Origin of the sequence: Coleofasciculus sp. E1-EBD-02, from assembly GCF_040218245.1 — a bacterium.
Classification (GTDB): Bacteria; Cyanobacteriota; Cyanobacteriia; order Cyanobacteriales; family Coleofasciculaceae; genus Coleofasciculus.
Genome location: NZ_JAVJQN010000079.1, coordinates 18,304 through 42,413, shown reverse-complemented (window position 1 = coordinate 42,413; position 24,110 = coordinate 18,304). Strand labels below are relative to the sequence as shown.

General features: G+C 45.2%; 18 protein-coding genes, 1 tRNA gene and 1 pseudogene. 5 read left to right on the top strand and 15 right to left on the bottom strand.

The features are described 5' to 3' along the window. Positions 1–132: 132 nt before the first annotated feature. The 6 genes from RIC07_RS13245 to RIC07_RS13220 form a co-directional block, all read right to left on the bottom strand. Positions 133–206, bottom strand: a tRNA-Pro gene (locus RIC07_RS13245). A 308-nt stretch (positions 207–514) separates the two neighbouring features. Further along, positions 515–886, bottom strand: a complete 372-nt coding sequence (locus tag RIC07_RS13240; protein WP_446394945.1) for a DUF1818 family protein — start codon at positions 884–886, stop codon at positions 515–517. Positions 887–989: 103 nt separating this feature from the next. Beyond that, on the bottom strand, positions 990–2,021 hold the full coding sequence (locus tag RIC07_RS13235; RefSeq protein ID WP_446394944.1) for a hypothetical protein: 1,032 nt from the start codon (positions 2,019–2,021) through the stop codon (positions 990–992). A 231-nt stretch (positions 2,022–2,252) separates the two neighbouring features. After that, complete coding sequence (locus tag RIC07_RS13230; RefSeq protein WP_446394943.1) at positions 2,253–2,714, bottom strand: hypothetical protein; 462 nt, start codon at positions 2,712–2,714, stop codon at positions 2,253–2,255. 199 nt (positions 2,715–2,913) lie between these two features. Then, positions 2,914–3,960 carry an NAD-dependent epimerase/dehydratase family protein gene (locus RIC07_RS13225; protein ID WP_446394942.1) on the bottom strand — a complete coding sequence of 349 codons (1,047 nt, stop codon included), beginning with the start codon at positions 3,958–3,960 and terminating at the stop codon, positions 2,914–2,916. A 2-nt stretch (positions 3,961–3,962) separates the two neighbouring features. Then, on the bottom strand, positions 3,963–4,817 hold the full coding sequence (locus tag RIC07_RS13220) for a 2-isopropylmalate synthase (RefSeq protein WP_446394941.1): 855 nt from the start codon (positions 4,815–4,817) through the stop codon (positions 3,963–3,965). 112 nt (positions 4,818–4,929) lie between these two features. Between RIC07_RS13220 and RIC07_RS13215 the strand changes: the two genes are divergently transcribed. Continuing rightward, entirely contained in the window at positions 4,930–6,201 is a 1,272-nt protein-coding gene (locus RIC07_RS13215) for a lipid-A-disaccharide synthase-related protein (RefSeq protein WP_446394940.1), read from the top strand. A gap of 81 nt (positions 6,202–6,282) precedes the next feature. Further along, positions 6,283–6,696 carry a fasciclin domain-containing protein gene (locus RIC07_RS13210; RefSeq protein ID WP_446394939.1) on the top strand — a complete coding sequence of 138 codons (414 nt, stop codon included), beginning with the start codon at positions 6,283–6,285 and terminating at the stop codon, positions 6,694–6,696. A gap of 400 nt (positions 6,697–7,096) precedes the next feature. Here RIC07_RS13210 and RIC07_RS13205 read toward each other — a convergent pair whose 3' ends face one another. The 8 genes from RIC07_RS13205 to RIC07_RS13170 form a co-directional block, all read right to left on the bottom strand. After that, a complete protein-coding gene (locus RIC07_RS13205) occupies positions 7,097–7,879 on the bottom strand; it encodes a hypothetical protein (RefSeq protein ID WP_446394938.1) in 783 nt (260 codons plus the stop codon). A 203-nt stretch (positions 7,880–8,082) separates the two neighbouring features. Continuing rightward, a complete protein-coding gene (locus RIC07_RS13200; RefSeq protein WP_446394937.1) occupies positions 8,083–9,087 on the bottom strand; it encodes an NF038130 family PEP-CTERM protein in 1,005 nt (334 codons plus the stop codon). A 443-nt stretch (positions 9,088–9,530) separates the two neighbouring features. Beyond that, on the bottom strand, positions 9,531–10,460 hold the full coding sequence (locus RIC07_RS13195; RefSeq protein WP_446394936.1) for an NF038130 family PEP-CTERM protein: 930 nt from the start codon (positions 10,458–10,460) through the stop codon (positions 9,531–9,533). 721 nt (positions 10,461–11,181) lie between these two features. Then, entirely contained in the window at positions 11,182–11,406 is a 225-nt protein-coding gene (locus tag RIC07_RS13190) for a DUF167 domain-containing protein (protein WP_446394935.1), read from the bottom strand. 380 nt (positions 11,407–11,786) lie between these two features. After that, positions 11,787–15,107: a ribonucleoside-triphosphate reductase, adenosylcobalamin-dependent gene (gene nrdJ / locus RIC07_RS13185; RefSeq protein WP_446394934.1), complete on the bottom strand. Its 3,321-nt coding sequence runs from the start codon at positions 15,105–15,107 to the stop codon at positions 11,787–11,789. A 268-nt stretch (positions 15,108–15,375) separates the two neighbouring features. After that, positions 15,376–16,323, bottom strand: a complete 948-nt coding sequence (locus RIC07_RS13180; protein WP_446394933.1) for an aldo/keto reductase — start codon at positions 16,321–16,323, stop codon at positions 15,376–15,378. A gap of 113 nt (positions 16,324–16,436) precedes the next feature. Then, complete coding sequence (locus tag RIC07_RS13175; protein WP_446394932.1) at positions 16,437–16,598, bottom strand: hypothetical protein; 162 nt, start codon at positions 16,596–16,598, stop codon at positions 16,437–16,439. Beyond that, the gene (locus RIC07_RS13170; protein WP_446394931.1) at positions 16,595–16,846 is read right to left on the bottom strand and encodes a hypothetical protein; all 252 of its coding nucleotides are present in this window, start codon (positions 16,844–16,846) and stop codon (positions 16,595–16,597) included. The genes RIC07_RS13175 and RIC07_RS13170 overlap by 4 nt, the downstream gene beginning before the upstream one ends. 142 nt (positions 16,847–16,988) lie before the next feature. Here RIC07_RS13170 and RIC07_RS13165 point away from each other — a divergent pair, with 142 nt between their 5' ends. Next, on the top strand, positions 16,989–17,780 hold the full coding sequence (locus tag RIC07_RS13165; protein ID WP_446394930.1) for a HEPN domain-containing protein: 792 nt from the start codon (positions 16,989–16,991) through the stop codon (positions 17,778–17,780). A gap of 71 nt (positions 17,781–17,851) precedes the next feature. On the opposite strand, the pseudogene RIC07_RS13160 reads toward RIC07_RS13165, so the two are convergent. After that, positions 17,852–18,121 (bottom strand): annotated as a pseudogene (locus RIC07_RS13160) (hypothetical protein); the annotation flags it as partial. A 57-nt stretch (positions 18,122–18,178) separates the two neighbouring features. Here RIC07_RS13160 and tnpA point away from each other — a divergent pair. Continuing rightward, on the top strand, positions 18,179–18,640 hold the full coding sequence (gene tnpA, locus RIC07_RS13155) for an IS200/IS605 family transposase (protein WP_446394929.1): 462 nt from the start codon (positions 18,179–18,181) through the stop codon (positions 18,638–18,640). Positions 18,641–18,666: 26 nt separating this feature from the next. After that, positions 18,667–23,793 (top strand): CHAT domain-containing protein, encoded by a 5,127-nt coding sequence (locus RIC07_RS13150; protein WP_446394928.1) that lies wholly within the window; start codon positions 18,667–18,669, stop codon positions 23,791–23,793. Positions 23,794–24,110 lie beyond the last annotated feature (317 nt).

Below are 24,110 nucleotides of genomic sequence, written 5' to 3'. Positions count from 1 at the left end.
CCATTCAAGCACAGAACTGGGGAGTTTTTTTGTTAAGGTTCTGGTAAGATTTTTCGGTTTGAGTCATGAATCCTTAACCATGAATTAACCCTAGAGAAATAAATATCTCCAGGGTCAATTTTGGTCTTGCGATCGGAGCGGCGGGATTTGAACCCACGACCCCCACTACCCCAAAGTGGTGCGCTACCAAGCTGCGCTACGCCCCGTGAAACCTTTCCTAGATTATCATAAGATTCATCATTTTAACAACTTTCCAGAAACACGTTCTGGCATAAGGGTTGGAGTGGCATTGATATTTGCTCCTGTTCAAGGAAAAAGAGTTAAACCCTTTTATACCCTTGCACCACTATCAGGGAAAATGTACTATGGCTCCCCTGCTTCCCCTGCTTCCCCTGCTTCCCCTGCTCCCTACCCCCACCATCAGACTTATTCAACAGACCCTATGTATGCAAGCGGGTCGCCCCTACACACACCTCAGGTATCTCTTCCATTCATAGCCCCCTCTGGAACCTTCTCAAAAGACTTTTAGAGACTGAGCCGCTTGCAGCAAACCGGGAACGGCTGTGGCTTGCCAACTCCCCTCACAACGACGTTCCTGGTTCAAAATAAAGCGTAGCGTATAGGCAGACGGATAACCTTCGACTTCCATCCAGAGCAAGTCACTTTCGGCTTCACAGGTGATTTTCTCCTCATCGACCAACTCATCAGCGATGTCTTCAATAGCTTGAGCAAGCTGTGCTAACAATCGGCAAAAATCGTCTAACTCCGCCTGAGTCAGCTCGATTGCCCACTCATCGGTACCCACTAACCCCTGATAATGAGTGGCTTGAGGATTCCAACCTAGACGCCAACCTGAGCCACTTTTGATAATTCGTTCGGTTGTCATTGGTCATTCTTTTCCAACCAATCTCGGATTACCATCTCAACGGTATGAGGAGATACCGCTAACTTTAATTGTGTCCACCTACTTATCCTTATTGGGAGCATCATTAGTTCCTTGGCGAATCTCGAATCATCTGAATTGTATAAGGAGATACACCCACCAATAGGGCAAAGGCTTCGTCAGGTATTTTGGCAATTGTTTCGGCATCAAAAAAGCCCTCAAACTGACTCAGAATCTTCTGGGCACGTTTGGCTGATGTGGGTTGATTGGTTATTTGTATCGTCAGTTGTGTCCACTGACGGCGAATTAAACAAGCACGTTTTCGCTCATCGGCTGATTTTGGAGTAAGCAAGTTCAAATCACCCACAGGTATCACTCGCCGACAATCCTGATCGAATATTCCCCCAACAGCGGCACCAGGTCCGGCAAATTCGGCATGATACTTTTTACATAGAATCACACCATTTCGACTATGCGGATCAACAACTAATACCTGATTATTCAACCCCAATTCTTCTGATGATTTAGGCGAATAATTTACGCTCAAGGAATGATTCCTTAGCAAATCTCGGATCATCATCTGAATGGTATGAGGCAATACCCCAACTAACAGCGCCAAGGCTTCTACCAAAAGAGCCAGGGTTTCGTCTGGCATTTGGGCAATGGTTTCGGCGTTAAAAAATTCCCTAAAGTGACTCAAAATATTCCGGGCGCGTCTGACTGGTGTTGGGTGACCCGTTATGTGTCCAGTCCGTTGCGCCCACTGGCAGCGAATTAAATAAGCTCGTTGTCGCTCCTCGGCTGATTGGGGAGTAAGCAGCTTTAGATCACCCACAAGTATTACTTTCCAACAATCCCGATCCAATATACCCCCGACAGCAGCACCGGGTCCGGCAAATTCAGCGTGATACCGTTTCCAGAGAATTACACCATTATTCGGGCGACGCGGATCAACAACTAACAACTGATTATTGAAGCCAAACTCTTCAATCATTGATGATTTGGGGGGTTTGGGTGGATAACCTGCACCTGATGTTTCTGTACTTAGAGTTTCCGATTCCGAGGATAAGTTAGGCGAAGAATTTACTATCCAGGAAGGATTGGAACTCTCCAGAACTGGATTGAAGGAATGATTCATGGTTACTCGATCATGAGTTTAATATTGTTTTAACTCAGCCAGTAAGTTGTATCATTGGTGTTTGATTCGGATGAGTCCAATATTCACAAAACGTAATATCCTCATCTGGAGCATTATTAAGGAGGTTGGTGGAAATAAACTCAACCAATGTACCCTTGCTCCCCCAGCTTCCCCAGCTTCCCCCGCTTCCCCCGCTCCCCCTCACCACAACACTTATTCAGCAAACCCTACTTAGTTCCTTGGCGAATCTCGAATCATCTGAATTGTATAAGGAAATACACCCACCAATAGGGCAAAGGCTTCGTCAGGTATTTTGGCAATTGTTTCGGCATCAAAAAAGCCCTCAAACTGACTCAGAATCTTCTGGGCACGTTTGGCTGATGTGGGATGATTGGTTATTTGTATCGTTAGTTGCGCCCACTGGCGGCGAATTAAACAAGCACGTTTTCGCTCATCGGCTGATTCTGGAGTGAGCAACCTCATATCCCCCACAGGTATCACTTGCCGACAATCATGATCAAATATTCCACCGACGGCGGCACCAGGTCCAGCAAACTCGGCGTGATAACGTTTATAGATAATTAAACCATTCCGACGACGCGGATCAACAATTGATAACTGATTATTTAACCCACATTTTTCAGTCATTGATAATTTTGGCTTTTCGGATGGGATACCTAAAGCCGATGTCATTGATGATTTGGATGGTTCAGGCGAGACACCTGAATCTAATGTCTCTGTGCTTAGTTTGTCCGACTCCGGGGATAATTTAGGCGAATGATTCACTATCAAAAAATTATTGGAACTCTCCAGACCGAGATTGTTGGGCTGGTTCATTGTTACTAGGGCAGGGGTTTACTCCTGTTTTAACGCAATCGCCGTTGTACTTATCCTACAAACTCCTAATCGCTGCCAATTGAGCTAGGATTGCATCCTCAGTGTCATAGTCCAGCAATTCTGGTGCTGCTGCTGGGGAAACGGTTTCAGGCGGCTGAATTCGTTCCCACTCAATTGTACGCTTCAGTGCTTCTGCTAAAAGGACGGGTTCAACATAACCCAATTCCTGGCGGATGCGGGTAGAATCGACCACCCAATGCTGTTCTAAATTGTAGGGCAAACTCCAACTGTCTGGCATCAGGGATGGCGACGCAATTACGACTTCACCCTTCCATCCAGCCACTTGTCCAATGCGTCGAATCCGTTCTGCTTCCGTCGGCAATTGTGCCTCTGCTATATTGTAAACCTGACCAGCCGCTCGGTCATCGGTAATGGCAAGTGAGATCGCGGCAGCTACGTTCTCCACATATCCCCATGCGCCGCGCCACTGGGCAAAACTTTGTGCCAATACAATTGCCGGACGCTGTTCATCCATCCGCTTCACGTAGGGAAATAGGCGGTGCAAGGGGTCACCGGGTCCATAAACCATCGGTAGCCGTAAAATTGTACCCGGTAACTCTGGGTCATTCCTAACGACTCGTTCAACTAAAATTTTCTCATAATCGGCGGGGACATCCAAAGGTCGTTGGGGGAAGTCCTTATAGGGATAAAGGTTTTGGCGTAAGGGGGACGTTTCTGTAATTGGTACAGGTTCAAGGGGTTCAGATTCAACGCCACGCAGTACATCATAAGCCCGATACACATCGCCACTGCTAATCACGACGACTCGCTGGGCAATGCCGTTGAATGTACTCATCAGGGTTCTAGCATCTTGTTCAGTATAGGCGATCGCATCCAGAACCACTTGGGGTGAAATCTGCTCAAACTCAGCTTGGAAATCCCTGAGGTTTTGACGATTTCCGTAAATGTGACGAACGCCTGATGGCAAATCAGCGTGGGTTTGTCCGCGATGGAACACCGTCACCTCATGTCCCATGGCTACAAGCCGATGGATAACCGGAGGACTAATAAAATTTGTGCCGCCAATTATGAGGATTTTCATCGTTACTCCTGATTGTGCGATGGAATTCCAGTGATTTCGCTAACGAATTTAGACGCTGTATTAATTAACGAGGTATCAATATCAATGTGATATTTACCTTGTTTTAAAAGTTGGAGAATTACTTGACATAAATCAGCATTCCCTTTGCGTGCGCCTAAACCATTAATCGAGCATTCGATTTGCCTGACTCCCCACTCTAGCCCAATTATTGAATTCTCTACTGCTTTGCCTAAATCATTATGACAGTGGACAGACAAAACGGCTTTGTCAATAGTCGGGACTCGGTTACCAATCATTTGCATCAGTTTAGCAAAGCTTTCTGGTAACTCCAATCCTAGGCTGTCTGGAATATTAATGGTGGTTGCGCCCTGGCGAATAGCCACTTCAATCGCTTGACACAAAAAATCCGGATCACTCCGAGGTGCATCAAAGGCGCTCCATTCCACATCATCACAGAGGTTGCGGCAAAGGGAAATACTCTCGTTGATGGTGGCTAATACATCCGCTTCTCTGTGGCTGGGAATATTAACCGATGTGTACGTATGAATTCTGCCTTGATTCGCGGGTTTAATCGCCTCAGCAACCCGGAGGATTTCCTCTCGTTTAAAACTGGCTAATCCACAAATTGTTGATGTTTTTATCTGTTTTGCAATAGTAACTATTTCATCAAAATCCTTGTCATACTGTCCCGGATACCCGACTTCAATTACATCTACACCTATAGTTTCGAGCAATTTAGCCAGCCTTATTTTTTGCTGGACGTTCATTTTTACGCCAGGTGTGAGTTCTCCATCTCGCATCGTGGTATCGAAGACGATGACTTTCAGGGGTTTTTCCGGTTTGGTTAGGTTTTTCATGAAAAGAGAAGGATTATTTTCCCGATCAAAATGCTCAATCTTTAAAAACTATTCCCTGTTCCCTGTTCCTTAAGGTAGATTTATAATTAGCATTTAGCACCCATTATCAACTATGCAACTGCTGTGCATCAGCAACGGTCACGGAGAAGATGTCATTGCTGTCCGAATTTTACAGGAACTCAACGCTAGCCCAGATGCGCCGGAATTAGCCGCATTACCGTTAGTGGGTGAAGGTGCAGCCTATCGGCAATTGGATGTTCCGATTGTTGGACCGGTGCAAACCATGCCCTCTGGTGGTTTTATCTATATGGAAGGGCGTCACCTGCTGCGCGATGTGCAGAGTGGTTTGTTGAAATTGACATGGGCGCAATTGAAAGCGGTTCGTCGTTGGGCGAAACGCGGTGGGGTTATTTTAGCGGTGGGGGATATTGTACCGCTTTTGTTTGCGTGGTTGAGTGGTGCCCCCTACGCCTTTGTGGGAACGGCTAAATCGGAGTATTATCTGCGGGATGAAGCGGGATGGTTACCCAATCGTAAGCGTCGCGAAGGATGGTCTGGTTCGGTGTATTTGCCGTGGGAACGTTGGTTGATGAGTCGCAAGCGATGCAAGGCGGTGTTTCCTAGAGATAAACTGACAACAGAAATTTTGCAAAAATGGTCAATTCCGGCATTGGATTTAGGGAACCCGATGATGGATGGGATTGAACCGGAACACCCAGAACCGATATTTTATGAACCCGATGCTGAACAAAAAGAAATGCAGCGTCCTTTGATTGTTGCATTATTACCGGGTTCGAGAATGCCAGAAGCCTACCAGAATTGGCAGAAAATCGCCCTAGCCGCCAATGGGTTATTGGAGGCTTATAAGCAACGATCAGTGGTGTTTCTCGGCGCGATCGCACCCGCTTTAAGTCTTGAACCCTTACAAGAAACGTTGATCGGGTATGGATGGCGTCAGCAGCCTCTGGAAGCCATCGACGTGAATCTGAAGTTGAATGACCCGAGTGCGATCGCGTTAACCAATCAGAATGGCACTTTGATATTAACCCAAGACGACTATACCCTGTGTCTACTCAAAGCCGACTGCTGCATTGCCATGGCGGGAACCGCAACCGAACAATTTGTCGGATTAGGAAAACCTGCGATCGCAATTCCGGGAACAGGTCCTCAATACACCCCAGCTTTTGCCGAAGCGCAAACGCGACTATTAGGACCATCCTTAATTTTAGTCGAACAACCAGATCGAGTCGCCCAAGTCCTACAGCAGTTGTTACGCGATCCGGATCGCTTACAACTGATTGCCGAAAATGGTCGCCGTCGTATGGGTCAATCCGGTGCAGCGCGACGCATTGCCGATTGTTTGATGGAACGGTTTGAGAAATAATTCTAACCTTTGAAAGATGTTAGTTTGAACCAAACTATTGTATTCCTAAACAGGAGATTCATTCAAAACCCGATCAAACTCATGCCCAATCTTGTCGAGACTGCCATCAACGCTGGTTCATTCAACACCCTGGTCAAGGCGGTTGAGGCTGCCAATTTAGTCGATACTCTCAAGAGTCCTGGTCCCTATACCATATTTGCCCCTATTGATGAGGCATTTGCGAAACTGCCAGAGGGAACCTTAGACACACTCTTGCAGGATATCCCCAAACTCCAGAAAATTCTTACCTATCATGTTGTCTCCGGAGATGTCAGAAGCGATAACCTGATCGAGTTAAAAGAAGTGCCAACCATGGAAGGCTCAGTATTAGCGATCGATACATCTAGTGGTTATAAAGTGAATCAGGCTATTATTGTCAAGCCCGATATCCTGGCGGATAACGGTGTTATTCATGTAATTGACTCAATCTTGATGCCAGCCATAATGTCCAGTTAATTTTTTCGGCTTTTGCATACTTAGTCACTAATTTGTTAGATCTTGCACCAGTCAAGGGTAAGCCGATTTTATGTAGGGTGGGCAAGATTTATAAACCTTAAAATGCTTATATTATCGTTTATTGCTCTTGCCCACCTCACGGTAACTGGGGAATTTGGTTCTTCTGGACTTAGTGTGCTAAACTATCAGTTTTAATGAATTAGAAGGCTTACCAAACAAGGACTGTAGCTTTTCATCGCCTCAAAACTCTCTTGAAATCCGGGTAAAAATAGTTAAAGCTATTGCTGTCCAATATTTGGGCAAATCAAACTAACAATTTAGCACACTAACTACGGAAGACCCAAAAAAAGAACAAGCTAGCTCCCGTAAATGCAAAATAATTTCTATTCTGAAAGATTTACTATTTTTTCTGCTTGCGTTTGGCAGTCACCAAACCGCCCCCAGCCAATAAACTTGCTAATAAAAAGGATGGTTCTGGAGCAGAGGGTACAGATGTAGGTTCTGTAAAAGAAAGAGGGGTCGCTGTTTGGGTAACATTAAAACTCACATGGGTAACCACTGAAGACCCTTGCAATCCTAAATCAGGGAATAAAAAAGCTAGGGGAATGTCAGTATTAGTATTAACGAAACCTGTACCCTTGATCAGACATTCACCATCTAGACAGGGTTGAATACGATTAAAGTCATAACCATCGATAATAACTTCCTTCACATCGGGGTTGTAAGAGATATAAAAATCCGAAAGTAAGCTGTTTTGGGTATCCAAAACTTGCCCTTTAATGTCAATAGAACTGAGGAAAAATACTTGAGAAAGTCCTGAAAAGAAACCCGGAACGATCTGATCAGAATAGTCTTGGGCGTAGCTCCGGGGAATGGTTAAGTTGCAATCACCTGCGTCACATAACCGACCACTGAAATTACCGAATTTTATGCTCTGCTCTACAGTGGCTATCGCTTGGTTACCATCAAATACAATACCCGGAAGATCGGGTAGGGAATCTTCCAACAGTGACATCAGAGGTGATTCTACGGTGACCGTGCCACTATAATCCACTTGTGTACAGTTAAGGTTATTATTTTTACACGTATCGAGGCTCACTTGAGCTGCCTCGGCTGGAGCTGCACTAACGGCTCCGATAGCCATAAATCCGGCTCCGATAAGCGCCACGGATAATCCTTTCATATTGATTGTTCTCTGTTGTAGATATACGAGTTCTCTCTTAATCTATGAGAGTTATAACCCTGATGAGGTAAAGGAACCGTGAAGTTTATATGAAGTTTTGATAAAGTTTTTGGATCGTCAAGTCGTGGGGAGGCGATCGCACAAAAAAAAAGGAGCGAGTTAGCTCCTTCTCCTATAATACAAATGTTCTATTTTGCGGCTGACTATTTTTTCCGCTTGCGCTTGGCGGCAAACATACCTCCCGCCGCCAATAGGCTTCCTAGCACAAAGGAGGGTTCAGGAGCCTCTTCCACTTCCACATTACTGGTTAGCTTAGGATCGTAGATACCTGTATGAGACATCATATCCCCCTGTTCAAGCAACCCAGATTCTGCGGCGCTGAAGCTGTAATTATAGGAAGTCTCTCCGTCATAGGTAATCTTGACAAGTTCAGCAGCTTGGATAGGGTTCCCGCCCAAAAACTCTGACAAGGCAGTTTTTTGGAACGAAGTTAGATCATCAAAGATCAGATCAACTGCATCATAGTGTCCCGCTAGCCCAACCTCTAGGCTTCCTGTCATATCATCCATGTCAACGTAGGCAATATTCGGATCGCTGAATCGTTGAAATCCGCCGTTATCCCGGAATTCGTTGAAAAGACTTGTTTTACTATTAGGAATTTCGGGTATGAACATGTTCGCTGTCTCTAGCAGATCATCGGTGATGTCATAGGAGGTTAAAGCCGCCTCAAACCACTCATTAGCCAAATTATCGGCTCCATAGTTAGTATCCAACGTTTCCCCAAACCAATCTGTTGCCGTTAAACTGCTCAGGGTAATGCTTTTGTCCCCCAGATCACCCGTTAAGCTGGTCGTTGTGTCGTAATTCAAGAATTCATCAAGGGATAGTCGTTCACTATTGGCGAATAGCTCAACATTGCCCCCCGGTTCACCTTTGTTGCAACTGTTACTGGGAACGAACGCTCCTCCAACCGAGCAACTTCCTTGTAGAACTGTGTTTAAATCTGCATCGTTGTTAAGCCTTGTAAAATCCGTCGTCGCTGTAGGATCTAGATTGGGGACGTGTTCGTAGATTAAATAGTCTTCTCCTTTTTCACCAGTCACCATAGGGTTAGTCAGAGATGCCGCCGACGCTGGATTGGTGGCGATCGCACTGACACATAAGCCAACTGATGCCCCGACGAGCAGTTTCTTGATATTAGTTTTCATTGCAGTATCTCCGTGACTTTATAGGTTGAGCCTTTAACAGCACATACATAGGGTTAGGCTTTGGCTAACCCTCTCTTGGCTCTAATAACCTCTGATCTTCCTTAACAGGCGATATCGCCAGCCCTTGAGCTTTCGTCGCCTGCACACAAATTTCCTCATCTCTTTATAAAGTTTACATGAAGTTTCGCAAAAAATCGATAAAGTTTCGATGAAGTTGTAGCCATTTTCTCTTATATGTGCTAAAAGCACTCAACAACTAAATATATATGAATTAATCTAGCAATCTGTATACCTTTGGTGGCATTTTGTAAAAAAATGGTGTATCGCCACCGAAGTATGCCTACTCACTGACAAAAATCAGATCGTCAAACTACAAAGGGAGCCTGTTGGCTCCCTGAAAACTGCTCTAATTGTCACAAGCGCCTATCTCAGCGACAGTTGACCTAAGATTTTTTGCTCTGGCGTTTGGCGGCGACTAAACCACCTACCCCAATTAAGCCGAGTAGAATCGAGGGTTCTGGCACGTCAACTGGATCAAGGGTAAATTGTGGATCGTAGACTCCAGTGTGCGATCGCGTGCCATCGTTGGACGATAGGGTAGATCTAGCCGCACTGAAGGTATAAGCGTAAGTGGTTCTGCCGTTATGGGTCACTTTAACCACCTCACTGGCTTGCAATGGTGAACCTAACGTTCCTATTCCTATTCCTGCGCCTAACAACATGTGTGTCGCGTCATAGTGACCCGCTAAACCAATATCCACTGTGCCGTTATTATTATTGACGTAGCTGATATTCGCGTCACTGAAACGTTGGAATCCACCGTTGTTCAGGAATGTATTGTATAAACTCCCTCGAGTGTAACCTAAACCGCCAAGTAATAAATCGTTAATATTATAGGCATCCAGGGCATCACTAAACCATCTATTGGCTAATGTATTTGCCCCATAGACAGTATTTAGGTCATTTCCAAACCAGTCTACTGCCGTGAGGCTACTCAGTGTCATGCTTCTACCATCATCAAACGTCGCTTCTAAACTGGTAACGTCCTGATGCGCTTTGAATTCATCTAGGTCAAGTTGTTCGCTGCTGGCGAATAATTCTAGGTTTCCACCGGGTTCACCGGGTTGACATTGATATTGAGGCTCATAGGCGGGAACACTGCAATTTCCTTGTAGGAGAGCATTGATATCTGCGGCTGGATTGGCTACTGTTGTATCCAATATGCCATCATTATTCGTGTTGATCGCGTCATATTTAATAATGTCTGAACCAGAAAGAGTAAACGTTGTTGCAGCAGCTGGGGCAGTGGCAAGCCCAGTGACACTAGCAAGAATTGATGCACCAAACAGTAGTTTCTTCAGATTGCTTTTCATGATTCCTTTACTTACTTAGTTATTGAGTGGTTACAAAGTTTAAGGGTTGTATAATTTCGCTTGTCATGGCAATATATTCGCCATTCACCTCCTGGATTTCAGGAAATGACAAGACAACATAAGCCTTTCAAGTTAGCGAAATTTTATCGATTCGCTGGGTTGCACTTTTCTCCTTACTTATCAAACCCAGCCTGCTCTCAGATACCTTTTATTATAGAGATACCGATTCCTAAAATGGGTGAAGCCCGTGTAAAACTTCTATAGGCTTCTGTGAAGATTGTGAGAAGATCAGGAAAACCTAGTGCAACGCGGCAGATAACTATCCAGTTAAAAAAGGTGCAACAGCTTACTGTACAAGCTTTCTTTACTTCTGTCTCCTGCATTCTGCCTTCTTGCACTAGAGACTTAGGACGAGTTAAATAGGGAGAAAAATGCCTGATTTTTTAATTTTTGTAACGTTTATTCCCCAGTTTACTGGCGAAAATATTGAGATTTATGAATCATTAGATCATGTCCTTCTCGTCAGTTATCGTTTCCTTTTACCTTGCAACCTTGTAGTGTGAACATCTTGCTCGCTACCCATTCCCAATCTAAATGCATGACAGCTTAATCTTGTCAAAATCTTGCGCGGGAACCTAAAATATCAGATTGAATACGCTGAATTAAGCGTTTTTAGCACTAAAGCGCAACTACGAAATCGATCTCAAATTGGAAGAAAATTCTAATCTTCAACAATTTCAATTAATTTTATTTTAGACGACAACCCTGATTTAATCTGAACTTGAGACTTGGTAACATTGAACTTTTCTGCCAATAGCTCAATTAACTCCTTATTCGCTTTCCCATCCACAGGCGGCGACTTCAGGTTCACTTTTAAAGTCCCATCCGCCATTTCTTCTATCGATTGGGTTTTCGAGTTGGGTTTAACTTTTACCGATTTTTTCATATCCACCTGTAGTGGACTGACACAGCTAAAATTGTGGAATAGATTTGACGTTTAAACTGGGCGCAAGCCTTGCGCCCCTACAATTCTAATCTACCATTTTAGGTGTGCCACGACACCCTATTAGATCCCCCTTCCGTCCCCTTTTTTTGATCCCCCTCCCGTCCCCCTTCAAAAGGGGGAAGCCAGCGGATGCTTCGCTTTTTTTGCACGGGGGAGACCAAAGGATGCTTCGCTTTTGTTCCATGGGGGAGAACTCAAAGCCTCTCTCCTTGCAGGAGAGAGGTTTGGAGAGAGGTTTTCCAGATCCCGTGAAAAGTAAGCCCTTGTCAAGGGGAGGAAACTCGAATGGTTTTAGTCGGTAGGTTTATCCGAATGATGAATTATGCATTCGGTGTCTGTTCCGGGAACATACATTTATCCGAATCACAACCCACGGGTCCAGCTTCGATTAATTCACCAGCATCATATTTCTCCAAAGCAGAGTAGAACTCAGAGACTTTCCGTCGCTGTTGCACCTCTTGCATTAATTGGTTATATGTTGCTTTATCAATCGGTTCAAAAGGCAAACGTGGGAAGGATTGATGGTCATCAAACCGCGCCAACAGCGCCGCTGAAATATACCCGTCATCATCCTGAATTGCTTGATAAATCCGTTCTCCTAACGGTTCAACTTCATTGACGCGCAATTCCCAGGTGGACGAGGTGTTGTGTGTCACATACCAGCGCTGAACTTGCATGGCAAAATCCATTTGTGCCAATGCCGAAAACTGACTGATATCAATTTCATCAGCACCGGGTAAATCTGCCCAAGAGACAGCCACGGGAATTTCCACCAGCCATTCCGAACAGGCTTCAGCAAACGGATCATTTAAGAGATTCCCGTTTTCATCTTTATCGGATTGCGATGGTGTGACATTGTACCCGTATTCCAGACAAGCTAACGCTACTGGATCATTCTTTCTGAACGTAATTCGGCGAATAAATCGCTGTGCCTTAGGGGGATGCCAACCCGGAGATGCGCCTGTGAGTAGAGATTTTGTCCCAGACGGTTGCACGGTTGTACAGCGATTGGGGCGTTTAATCCCATGCTTATCGCAATACTCCCAAACCACCCGATGCACAATATCGCGCCACCGGGTTAAATAGGCTTTTTCTTGTTCCTTGAACTGTACACCTTGGTCAGTATCGGGGCGTCCCTCTGCCCACCAGTGTAACCAGTCTGCGCCAAACGCCTTGACAAAGAAATCGAATAATCCGGTGAAGGAGACGCCAACAATTGGGTCTAATTCCCGTGATTTTTGATAGCGTTCCTCAACAAACGTATGGTTGAGCAAAATGGCAACGGAAAGCGCCCCCGCACTGAATGCATCCTCTTGTTCTTTCTCGTTGCTTGGATCAATTTGATTCAGGTGAATTTCGGCTAAATTACAATGGAATACCGATCCGATAATTTCACCGCAATTGTGTGCCACAATGCCATTGGCATCAAACCGAGAGACACCTGGAACGGTGCAATCGTAAACGGATTCGATACCAGTAGGAGAAACTGACTCAACGGTGACAACAAAACGTTCCCGGTTTAGCTTACGCTTGTATCCGTTGAGTAAATTATCCAACTTTTGCTGTTTTTCCGGCTGACGGAAACCCACGCGATCGCGAAACTCAATCAGATTGTCGTTAGCAATCACCAATTCGTGCTGATTTTGATCAACCGTAGAAACGATTCCTAGACGCAGCAGCATCCGCTGTACGGCTTGAAGCAACTCAAGATTATGTTGGGCTAAACGCACGCTAATGCCTTGGGTTGGCGTTCCTTGCACGCTACCATTGGCATCAAATAATCCTTGTAGGAATCCCTGATAGAACTCGTAGCTGGCTTGTTCAACTTCCGGCGTCACTATTTTTTGACCGCGATGAATCTTGAACTGGGCGGCTAATTGATCCCACCCACTCGACGCCACTTGCTGTAAATCCGGTTGGCGATCAGAATCACCCCCTAAATTTACAGTACAAACACCATTGTTTTGGAGGGTTGCTACTTCCGACTCTGCCATTTTGACAGGAGAGTCACCCCAGAATCGCACTATTGCTTGAGTTTGGGCGAGTGATCCGTCACCAACAAGACTCCCTAATAACCATCCTTGATTAAATGTTCCCACACCTTGCCAAGGCTGAATTCCTCGGTGATTGTGCAAGCATACGCGATCGCCTGGTTGCAATTCCTCAGCCGCTACCCATTCGGTATATTGACGCATTTGGGTTTGGGCGCTAATACGCAAAAGTTGATGGTTTCCCGTCAGACGTAGGGAAACACCCTCTTTTGTGGCTAGGGTTAAGACAGCGCGATCGCCCGTATAGAAAAAGCCATCGGCTGTTGTACTAAACAGTTCCCCATTAACGTAAGTTCCATGCTGCTTCCCGATTAAATCTTTAACTTGGCGGGGACCAAATTCCGTATGCACCCAAGTATCAGCCGTCACGCAGGGATTTAAGCCAAACCGCTGCAAGCGATGTTCAATTTCATCGGGGGTCAAATTCGGATACTTTTCCTTTAACCAATGACTCCCATTTCCTTGTTCATAAGCTTGCAAAAACTCTTTTCTCAAGGCTGGAGTATCTAACAAATCACAACTTGCTCGTGCTACAGCTTCTCCCGCCCATTGAATCGCACCTTCACCAGAATAATATTGTTTGCGAACGGCAGCAATACATTCATCTAAGGTGGGTTTATGATGAAAAACACGGGAATGATTCGCCATCCTCAACGCATCACGTTCCGGATCAATCCGCCAATTTCCATGTTCATCTTGTTGCCACAGGTTATCTTTAGCATTAACAAACTTTTCATCATTACTAATCCCCTGGCGCATACCGGCAGAACGACGCACGTTTCCGGCTACAACGACAACAGCAGCTTCATCAATTAATAGACAGCACTCGACTGAATTTAATTGCCGTCCCACGGCTTTATTTAAAATCGCCGCACATCGCTGATACAGTTCCGGTAATTTAATCGGATTTGCCACCCCGCCAAAGCCTTTTAGGGATTCTCCGGCGGGACGGATATCACTCACATTAATGGATACCTGAACTTCCCCAGAAAATCGTTCATCTGTGGATAATTCCAACAGACTTTGATAGGACTTAACCCACCCTTGACGGGAGTCCCCGACATAAATTGTCACCTGATTCCCATCAATTTTGACCTCGGTTTTTTCGCGCCGTTCCTCTGGTGGCGTTGTGCCAATTTCACCCTCTAAGGTGACATTCAGGTGATTACGAATTGGGGGTAACTGGTTGATGTATTGGGGTTCTAAAACCGCCCCTGTGCCACATCCCATCATGGCGAGATCCATCATTAAGCCAAAGGCACGCCAGTCTACCACATTCGTAGACGTACAATTATAAGCGCCAGAGAAATTCTCCGGATTTTCCAGCCAATCGGTGCCGCCGACCCATAACCAGCGTCCTGAGGGTAAACTTTTAATCTGGTGCATCATCCGTTCCAGCAGGGCGGTTTCTGCTGGAGTCAGCTTACCCAGTTTGCTTAAGCCTTGGATAGTGCGATCGCAAACCTCCCTCCACGTCTCTCTACCCTTGGCTGTGCGGCGGCTGTAGGTTCTGAAAAACACCGGATTTGCCGTCGATGCCGTTTCCGGAAAATCGCCATTGATGCGTTTTCGCTCAAGCTCTCTTACCATCGTGATAATCTACTGTTAATTTCCGCTAAACCTTGACTATAAGTGATGTCAGATATAGCGTCAAAGCTTGAAAAATTCAGCCGTTTGCGCTATGTGTAGTACGTCTGGGAAGTTTTGAGTTTTGATCCTTCGCTTCGCTCAAGGGATAAAGTTTGTAGGGGCGGGTTTAGGGACAAACATGAATTGTTTTACCTAAATTTTTTGGCAAAACCCGCCCTTATTCAATTTTGAGTGAACTCCCCCATCTCCCCATCTCCCCACATCTCCCTCAAAAACTACGAGTCACCTGATCCAACTGTTCCACCTCACTCGGATTTAAACTCCACCCCAACGCCCCGGCATTTTGCTGGGCTTGCTGGGCAGTTTTCGCCCCCGGAATTGGCACGACACCTTGGGCAATTAACCAATTTAACGCCACCTGTGCAGGCGTGCGATCGTATTTTTCCCCTAATTGACGCAACAGTTGAATCACAGGGGCAATCTTCTCTAACCCCCCTTTACTGAAACGCGGATCAAGCTGACGCGCCCCCGTGGGTTTCATCTCGTTTTCTGGGGTGTACTTCCCGGTTAATAATCCTTGGGCTAGAGGACTATACGCCAAAATCGTCACCCCCAACTCCCGCGCCGTATCCAAAACCCCATTCCGTTCAATTTTCCGCTCCAGTAGGGAATATTGCACCTGATTCACTGCCAAGGGAATTCCTCTGGCGGCTAGATAACCGTGCGCTTCCCGCATTTGTTCGGCGGAGTAATTACTTACCCCCACACTGGCAATTCTCCCCCGTTGCACCTCATCCGCCAGGGCATTCATTAGGGTTTCTTGACTCATAAAGAAGCTAAAGGGAGAATGAACCTGATACAGTTCTATTTGCTCAACCTGTAACCGTTTTAAGCTAGCCGTTAAAGCGTCAGATACCGACTGTGACGTAAACCGCCAGGGAACCGGGAAATATTTTGTGGCTATCTGGGCTGGACGCCCTAATTCTTTCATAAACCGTCCCAACAGCGACTCGGATTCTCCTAATCCATACACTTCCGCCGTGTCAAAAAAGCTGACTCCCGCATCTAAGGTAGCGGCAAAGGCGTCTCGTACCTGAGATACCCCATAATCTTTGCCGTAGCCCCAAAACAGCGTATCGCCCCACGCCCAAGTACCAATGCCTACGCTGGTTACGGTGGGACCATTTTCAGCCAAGGTGGTTGTCTGTATCGTCATTCCCTGCGCTCCGATTTCGTTACATTTCTTAATGTTTATTGTATCGGGTTTTGCTGGTGGGGACTTTTAGGGAAGGTATCGTTTGAGCTTGGGAATTGTAAACCTGCAATCTGCTATATTTTTGCCAAATCTTGACCAGTGGCGATTTCACCGATTGTAATCACGCTAAGGTAGAGTATTTCAGAGGGTTGGGTATCAAGCCAGTCTACAACTCGCTGATTTGGTTGTTTGGCAACCAGTTCGGAAATGAGGCAGGTATCGAGGAGATAGGTCATAGGACAAAACGATCGCCTGGAACAGAGCGATCGCGACTGAGGTCGAGTTCTCCAGTCGCAGCAACTTCAGCCAAGGGAGAGCAGCGAAAAAACTCGGAAAGCTGGGTGGAGGGTTCTGGGGAAGGGCTACTCCAAAGATCATTGAGACTTTGGGCAAGCAGTTGGATGAGGCGAAGTTTGTCGCTGGGTGGGAGACCCAGAAGTTGTTGTTCAAGTTCTGGAGAGAGTTCAAGGAAGAGGGTTGCCATAGTCTTTGCCAAGCCAAAATCTACGTTTATTCTATAGTGATAGTGATGCGGTTTTAACCCGTCACTGAACAATGTCTTAGAATCCACGTTTTTCAAAAGGTCATCTGTAAAAAGAGAAGGAGTGGGTTGGACTTCTTGATTTATGCCAAACCAAACAGCTATAACTAGACATCAACAGTCCATAAAACTCCCAACAATAACCCAAACGATGCTCACTCAATCAAGACAGAAAAAACTTCCTCCTCAAGTAACCAATATACTCCAAGAACTCAAATCCTATTTAGAGAAAGTTTATCAACAACAACTAGAACAAATCATTCTTTATGGTTCTCAAGCAAGGGGCGATGCAGAACCAGACTCTGATATTGATGTTTTAATCGTCTTAAAATCAGACTTTAATTTTTACCAAGAAAGTAGAAGAATTAACAACTTTGTCACCGACTTGTGTCTAAAATACGAAGTGCTACTTAGTTGCACGTTCTCCACCCTTACTCAACTTAAAAATCAAACTACAGCCTTTTACCGTAATGTCAGCCAAGAAGGTATAGCCATCATGACTTCAGAACAACAAAAACTCTTAGAGAAAGCAGCTAGGAGTTTATCGGCTGCTAAAAACTTGAATCAAGACGGTTATCCTGAACTTAGCGTCTCTCGTGCTTACTATTGTATGTTTTATCTCGCCAAAGCTTTCCTCCTCAAAAAAAATTTATCGTTTTCTAAACACTCTGCTGTTATTAGTGCCTTTGGTCGCGAATTTGCCAGTAAAAAAAGAGTACCTGTTGAATATCATCGTCATCTCATTGAAGCAGAAAGAATCCGTTTACAAGGAGATTACAACACAGATATTAAAATAACTAACAACGATGCCAATGGACTCATAAGTCAAGCCGAAACGATGCTCAACTTCGCTCAAAACAACCTAGACATAATCTAAAACCAGTCGCAACGACTTCAGCCAAGGGAGAGCAGCGTCAGTTACATTTCTTAATTTTATGGGTCTCAAAGGCGTGCCATTGAATTTAAAGCAGCAGTAAAAGGATACTCTGGATCTTCGGTTAAAACCTTGGTGTACTTGTTTAAAGCATACCGATCAACACCTCGACTACGCTCGGTGTTGACCCTGAGCGTAGTCGAAGGGTCAACCTTTTCCTCCCTCGGAGCGTCGAGCCAATATCGTAAACATTTGTTGCGAATGAACTGGCATATTTTTATGGCTTCATCTATAGCTCTAAGTTGAGCTTTAGGTGCTTTTGCTTTAAATTCGTAAACTAGCATCGTCTCGACCCATCGATGTGTTAATTTAAAGAGTATCACTCTAGTCGTTCATTGTCAATGCATCCAGAAACTACATACAAAAGGACTCGCAGGGCTGTATACAATCTTACTGTTCATGTTGTATTTGTGTCTAAATGCCGGAGAAGCGTGTTCACAAAGGAGATGTTGGTAAGGCTGTCAGAGGTATTCGAGTCTGTAGCGAGCAGTTGGGAGTCAGAAGTTATTCAATTTAATGGAGAAGAGGAGCATGTGCATCTCCTTCTTTCTTATCCGCCTCACAAATTACTGAGCAGCCTGATTGCTAATTTGAAAGCCACATCATCCAAGACGATGTGGCGAGAATTTGAGCCGACATTAGCTCCTGTTTACAAGAAGAAGGTTTTATGGACAGGTTCTTATTTTGTCTCTAGCTGCGGAGGTGTTACGATAGACAGGCTTAAGGTCTATATCCAAGAGCAAGAATGTCCTGATTCATCCCATCGCGCTCAAGCGAGGGTCTTCTCAGGACGGGAAGGATAAAAATACTGATATTGGGGGTGGGTGCAATGGGAAACATACCTCAAACCAAGTCGGGTAGGGAATGGCGGAGTCTAGGGCGTTGGCGTGCGATCGCGTCTTCTTCTCTGGTGGGGGCAATCTTTGGCACTGGGGTTATTTTATCCCCAGCATCCCTGAATGCACAACCGATTACTCCTGCGGTTGATGAGACGGGAACGGTGGTGACGCCGAATGGGAATCAACTGGATATTACGGGGGGTCGTTTGTCAAGGGATGACGCGAATTTATTTCATAGTTTTGAGGAGTTTGGATTAGATTCGGGTCAAATTGCTAACTTTTTATCGAATCCTGAGATTAGGAATATTTTCGGGCGGGTGGTTGGCGGTGACGCTTCGATTATTAACGGGTTGATTCAGGTAAGCGGGGGCAATTCTAATTTATTTCTGATGAATCCGGCGGGGATTGTGTTTGGCGCAAATGCTCAATTGAATGTCCCGGCAGATTTTACCGCGACAACAGCCACAGGGATTGGTTTTGGTGAGGGGAATTGGTTTAATGCGTTTGATGGAAATGAGTATCAGGATTTAGTCGGAAATCCCAGTGGTTTTGCCTTTGATTTAGCGCAACCGGGAAGTGTGATTAATGCGGGGAATTTGGCGGTAACAGAGGGGCATAATTTAACCTTACTGGGGGGTACTGTTATCAGCACTGGGGAATTGGCTGCACCGGGAGGAAATATTACAGTTGCGGCGGTTCCGGGGGAAAGTTTGGTCAGGATTAGTCAACCGGGACAGTTATTGAGTTTGGAAATAGCACCGCCACGGGATAGTGAGGGGATGTTGCTTCCGGTTGCGCCATTGGATTTGGCGACATTGTTGACGGGAAGTGATGAAACAGGGGAGACAGGGTTAACAGTTCCAGAGGAAACGGTACAGGTAAACGATACAGAATTCAGCGTCGGAAATGGAGACGCGATCGCTAACAGTATAACAGCCCAAACCGCAACATTATCGGCGTCTAACAATTTAATGTTAGTTCCCGTAGGGGCGCACCGACGTGCGCCCTCTTTGGTAACAACAGGAGATTTAACTCTTTTAGCTGGGAGTATGGTTATTGCGCGGGATAATCTGGCGCATCCGTTTATCGCCCAGGCGGGTGGTAATTTGTATATTCAGGGGAATCAAGGGATTGACATTTGGGCGCTGAATCATCTCCAAACACCGTTTGTCAGTGGCGGAAATCTCAGTTTAGTTAGTAATGGAATTATTTCCGGCGATGCTCACTTTGCCAGTGGCGGAAGTCTGGCGATGTTGAATTTATCAGGGGAACCAGGTAATTTTATCAGTTTGTATGATCCGATTATTAGCGCTAATGGGGATGTTGTATTTGGGAATTATACTGGGGTATCCCTAAAGATAGAGGCAACCGGGAGTATTAGTGGAGACGATATCATAATTAATGGTTCAGATACAGGGCTAGATCCTAATATTAACAACAATGATCCGGACATTCCAATTTTAATAGGAAAACCTGCGCTAATTTTAAGAGCAGGTTTAGATGATTTACTTTATTCTGAAAATGTTCCAATTTCAGCAGGAGGAACAAATTTTGATTTATCCGGAAGTCTATCATCGCTACCATCAGGAAGTATTAAGATAGGTGATCTTAATCGTCCAGAACCAGATGGTAATGGTGTTATCGTAATTTTAAATGCCACAGGTAATATTCACACAGGACGTCTAAAAACAGATGAGTTTAGTCAGGATGCTGGTTCCATTAATTTGGATGCTGGAGGTGATATTTTCACAGATGGGCTTTCAGCTATAGATACATCCCCTAATGGTAGAGGTGGTGACATTACTTTGAACGCAGGAGGCGGTATAACTATTACGAGAAGCCTAAGAAGTTTCTCTAATAATAATAATGCTGGTCATGTTACTATTGAGGCAATTAATGACATTAATATTATGAGTTCAGATACGTTTGTACAAGCTTTTTCAGATAGCGAAACAGGCAATGCTGGCGATATTACCGTGATTAGTGAACAAGGAAGCATTATTAGTGAAACTGGCATAGTTGGCTCCAACCGGGGAAGTGGGCAAACTGGTTCTATAACATTGCAGGCTTTTGATGTTATTAGAATTGGTGATATATCAACCGCAACGTCAGGGGCTATTGGTGGCAGTGTTAGCATTCGTTCTCGAGGTAATATTACTACAGGTAGAATTCGTACAGACGGAAAATTAGGTGGCGGCAATATCAGTATTACAAGCACAAATGCTAATATTAACACCACCGCAGATAGTCTAGATTCTAACACTGAAAATGGCAATGGTGGTTCCGTAATTCTGGATGCTGCTGGCGATATATTCACGGCTGATATTACATCCAGTTCTGAATCAGGTATGGGAGGAACAATTACTATTAAAAACGGTGGAATAATTGATACTACCGCAGGTAATCTAGACTCAAGTAGCACAAATAACGGTAATGGAGGCACGATAGAATTAGATGCCCCAGGCGACATTTTTACGGCTGGTATTGATACGTCTGGTAGTGCCAATGGGGGCGATATCATACTTACCAGCGGCGGAACGATTGATACCGCAGCAGGTATTTTAAATGCCGCAGGTGGTGAAAATGGCGGTAATATAACTCTTTTTGCACCCCGCGATATTTCCACAGGTGAAATCACCTCATTCTTGAGTGGCTTTAGTGGCAATAGTGGCAACATCAGCATTACTAGCGAAAATGGCAATATCGATACCAGCCAAGGCGCACTCATTACCTCTTCGGGTTTGGGAACAGGTGGTGATATCATCCTTGACGCCGCCGATAGCATTACCTCTGCTCAAATTGATGCGATTTCTCAAACAAACCAAGGCGGAGAAATCCAACTTACCGCACCAAACACGATTACTCTCAGTGGCGATATCACCACCAATCAAAATAGCCTAATCTTCAACGGTTCAGTTATCCTCGCTGACGATATTTCTATCACCCTATCCGGTACTGGTGATATTACCTTCCACGACACCATTGATGGAACTCAAAACCTGACTCTCGAAACGGAAAACGGTATTATTGAATTTAACGATATTATCGGTGGCTCAACCCCTCTCAACAATTTAATCGTTCAAGGCAATATTACTGATAACCCAATCGGGGTCAACATCACAGCTATCAATAACATTATTACCGATAATCTCACCTTACCCACAGCCATTTCCTTTACCAGTACCCGTGGACAAATCAAAACCGGAGATTTAACCTCACCCGCAGGTATTTCCCTTACCAGCAATAGCGGACAAATTGAAACAGGTATTCTTGATTCCTCTAATCTTAATGATGGCGGTGATATTACCCTCAACGCCCGTGGTAATATTCAAGTCAGCCAGATTAACGCCCAAAGTCTGGGTGATGGCAGTGGCGGAGATGTCGATATTACCACCCCCAGTTATTTCCAAGCCACCGACTCCTTCATCGACCAAAATAACATCAACGCCAGTATTTCTGTCGCTGGGAGTGACAACGGTGGAACCATTATTATTCGTCACGGCGGAGACGGTGAGATTCCCTTTATTGTCGGTAATCCTGATATCAATGGCACAGCAGGCGCGATTACCAGAGGCGATGACGCGGGGATACAGACAATTGAACCCACTAGAGATTATTACTTTACCCACAAACGGGATAGAAACCGAATTCAAATTATATCGATTCTGGGCGCTGTACCTCTACCACCAACGCCCATTCCTGTGCCAGAACCAACACCTAAGCTAAACTTAGATCAAAATCCCATTGAGTCATTAGCCCTTCGGGTTGGGGATACGTTAGACGCCGATACTACGATTAACCAAGACCCAGAAACCGGAAACTATAATATTAGCTGGAGATTTCCTGGCGAACAACCTATCAACCTCAACGTTAACCCCCCCCTAACTCCACTACAAGTCAACCAACAAGATGACATCATTGCTGAAATCGACCAACTCTTTGAAGATGAATTTGAAGACTACTTTGGCGAAAACTTAACCAATGCCAACGTCACCGCCGAAAGCTTACGGGAAACCCTGAAAACCATCGAACAGCAAACCGGAAAACGTGCGGTTGTCATCTATGCCCGTCATCTGCCAGAAGGATTGGAACTGGTATTAGTTTTACCGGAAGACAATTATATCCGTAAACTGGTTCCTGCCGCTACTATTACTACCCTAAACAGTACCGTCGAGGAATTTCAGAAGAGGGTTACGGATATTACCGAATCCCGTGGCTACCTCCCCGCCGCCCAACAGCTTTATCAATGGTTAATTGCCCCCCTAGAATCCGACTTAAATGCCTTAGATATTGATACGCTTATCTTCTGTATGGATGGGGGATTACGTCAACTTCCTATGGCAGCCTTACACGATGGCAAGCAATTTCTGATTGAAAACTACAGTATCGGTTCCATTCCCAGTGTTAGCCTCACCAACACCCGTTATCAACCCGTTAAAGATGCCCAAATTCTCGCCATGGGCGCGACTGAATTTGCCGATTTAAGGGAATTACCCACAGTAGATACCGAATTAAAGATTATCACTCAAACGTTGTGGACAGGGGAATCCTTCCTCAACGAAGAATTTACCCTCAGTAACCTGAAAACCGAGAGTCGCCGCCAACCTTTTGAGATTATCCATCTCGCCACCCATGCTGAATTTAATGATGGTAATCCGAGTAATTCCTATATTCAACTGTGGGATACAAACCTGAGACTCAATCAAGTGCGCCAACTGGAATGGTATTTACCCCCGCCTATCGAATTATTAGTCCTCTCAGCCTGTCAAACCGCCCTGGGAAATATTGACGCTGAATTAGGATTTGCCGGGTTAGCGGTACAAACTGGCGTCAAGTCGGCGGTAGCTAGTCTGTGGTATGTAGGCGATGAAGCGACGCTGAGTTTAATGAGTGGATTCTATGCCCAATTACGCCTACCGGATATCACGATTAAAGCGGAAGCTTTGCGTCAAGCGCAACTGGCGATGTTACGGGAACAGGTGTATTTTGAAGGAGGGAAATTAACGGGAATTGAAGGGTTAGATGTTACACTTCCTGGATTGGGAAGTCGGGCAAATCAACGGTTATCCCATCCTTATTATTGGGCAGGATTTACGATTATTGGGAGTCCGTGGTAGATGGATGATGAGATAATATCTAACGGTAGGGGCGGGTGTAGGGAATCACCCTCATCCCCTAACCCCTTCTCCCATCAAGGGAGAAGGGGAACAATTTCATAATTATTCAGCCGGGTTAACAAACAGATAAACAATTAAATAATATCAAACCGTAGGGGTGGGTTTAGTCACAATTGTAGGGGCGGGTTTAGGGAATCAATTCAGATATCTACCACTAACGGAACAACAAAACCCGCCCTCCCCACTTTCTCAAAGTCCCCCTTTTTAAGGGGGATTTAGGGGGATCTCAATGTTAAGGATTGGTGGGTTACGGCGGA

Excerpts from the sequence above, each read along its gene's own strand:
- RIC07_RS13225 (WP_446394942.1), bottom strand. The coding sequence starts at position 3,960 with ATGAAAATCCTCATAATTGGCGGCACAAATTTTATTAGTCCTCCGGTT.
- RIC07_RS13235 (WP_446394944.1), bottom strand. The coding sequence starts at position 2,021 with ATGAATCATTCCTTCAATCCAGTTCTGGAGAGTTCCAATCCTTCCTGG.
- RIC07_RS13175 (WP_446394932.1), bottom strand. The coding sequence starts at position 16,598 with ATGACCTATCTCCTCGATACCTGCCTCATTTCCGAACTGGTTGCCAAA.
- tnpA (WP_446394929.1), top strand. The coding sequence starts at position 18,179 with ATGCATCCAGAAACTACATACAAAAGGACTCGCAGGGCTGTATACAAT.
- RIC07_RS13190 (WP_446394935.1), bottom strand. The coding sequence starts at position 11,406 with ATGAAAAAATCGGTAAAAGTTAAACCCAACTCGAAAACCCAATCGATA.
- nrdJ (WP_446394934.1), bottom strand. The coding sequence starts at position 15,107 with ATGGTAAGAGAGCTTGAGCGAAAACGCATCAATGGCGATTTTCCGGAA.
- RIC07_RS13215 (WP_446394940.1), top strand. The coding sequence starts at position 4,930 with ATGCAACTGCTGTGCATCAGCAACGGTCACGGAGAAGATGTCATTGCT.
- RIC07_RS13165 (WP_446394930.1), top strand. The coding sequence starts at position 16,989 with ATGCCAAACCAAACAGCTATAACTAGACATCAACAGTCCATAAAACTC.
- RIC07_RS13210 (WP_446394939.1), top strand. The coding sequence starts at position 6,283 with ATGCCCAATCTTGTCGAGACTGCCATCAACGCTGGTTCATTCAACACC.
- RIC07_RS13195 (WP_446394936.1), bottom strand. The coding sequence starts at position 10,460 with ATGAAAAGCAATCTGAAGAAACTACTGTTTGGTGCATCAATTCTTGCT.
- RIC07_RS13230 (WP_446394943.1), bottom strand. The coding sequence starts at position 2,714 with ATGACATCGGCTTTAGGTATCCCATCCGAAAAGCCAAAATTATCAATG.
- RIC07_RS13180 (WP_446394933.1), bottom strand. The coding sequence starts at position 16,323 with ATGACGATACAGACAACCACCTTGGCTGAAAATGGTCCCACCGTAACC.
- RIC07_RS13200 (WP_446394937.1), bottom strand. The coding sequence starts at position 9,087 with ATGAAAACTAATATCAAGAAACTGCTCGTCGGGGCATCAGTTGGCTTA.
- RIC07_RS13170 (WP_446394931.1), bottom strand. The coding sequence starts at position 16,846 with ATGGCAACCCTCTTCCTTGAACTCTCTCCAGAACTTGAACAACAACTT.
- RIC07_RS13220 (WP_446394941.1), bottom strand. The coding sequence starts at position 4,817 with ATGAAAAACCTAACCAAACCGGAAAAACCCCTGAAAGTCATCGTCTTC.
- RIC07_RS13150 (WP_446394928.1), top strand. The coding sequence starts at position 18,667 with ATGGGAAACATACCTCAAACCAAGTCGGGTAGGGAATGGCGGAGTCTA.
- RIC07_RS13240 (WP_446394945.1), bottom strand. The coding sequence starts at position 886 with ATGACAACCGAACGAATTATCAAAAGTGGCTCAGGTTGGCGTCTAGGT.
- RIC07_RS13205 (WP_446394938.1), bottom strand. The coding sequence starts at position 7,879 with ATGAAAGGATTATCCGTGGCGCTTATCGGAGCCGGATTTATGGCTATC.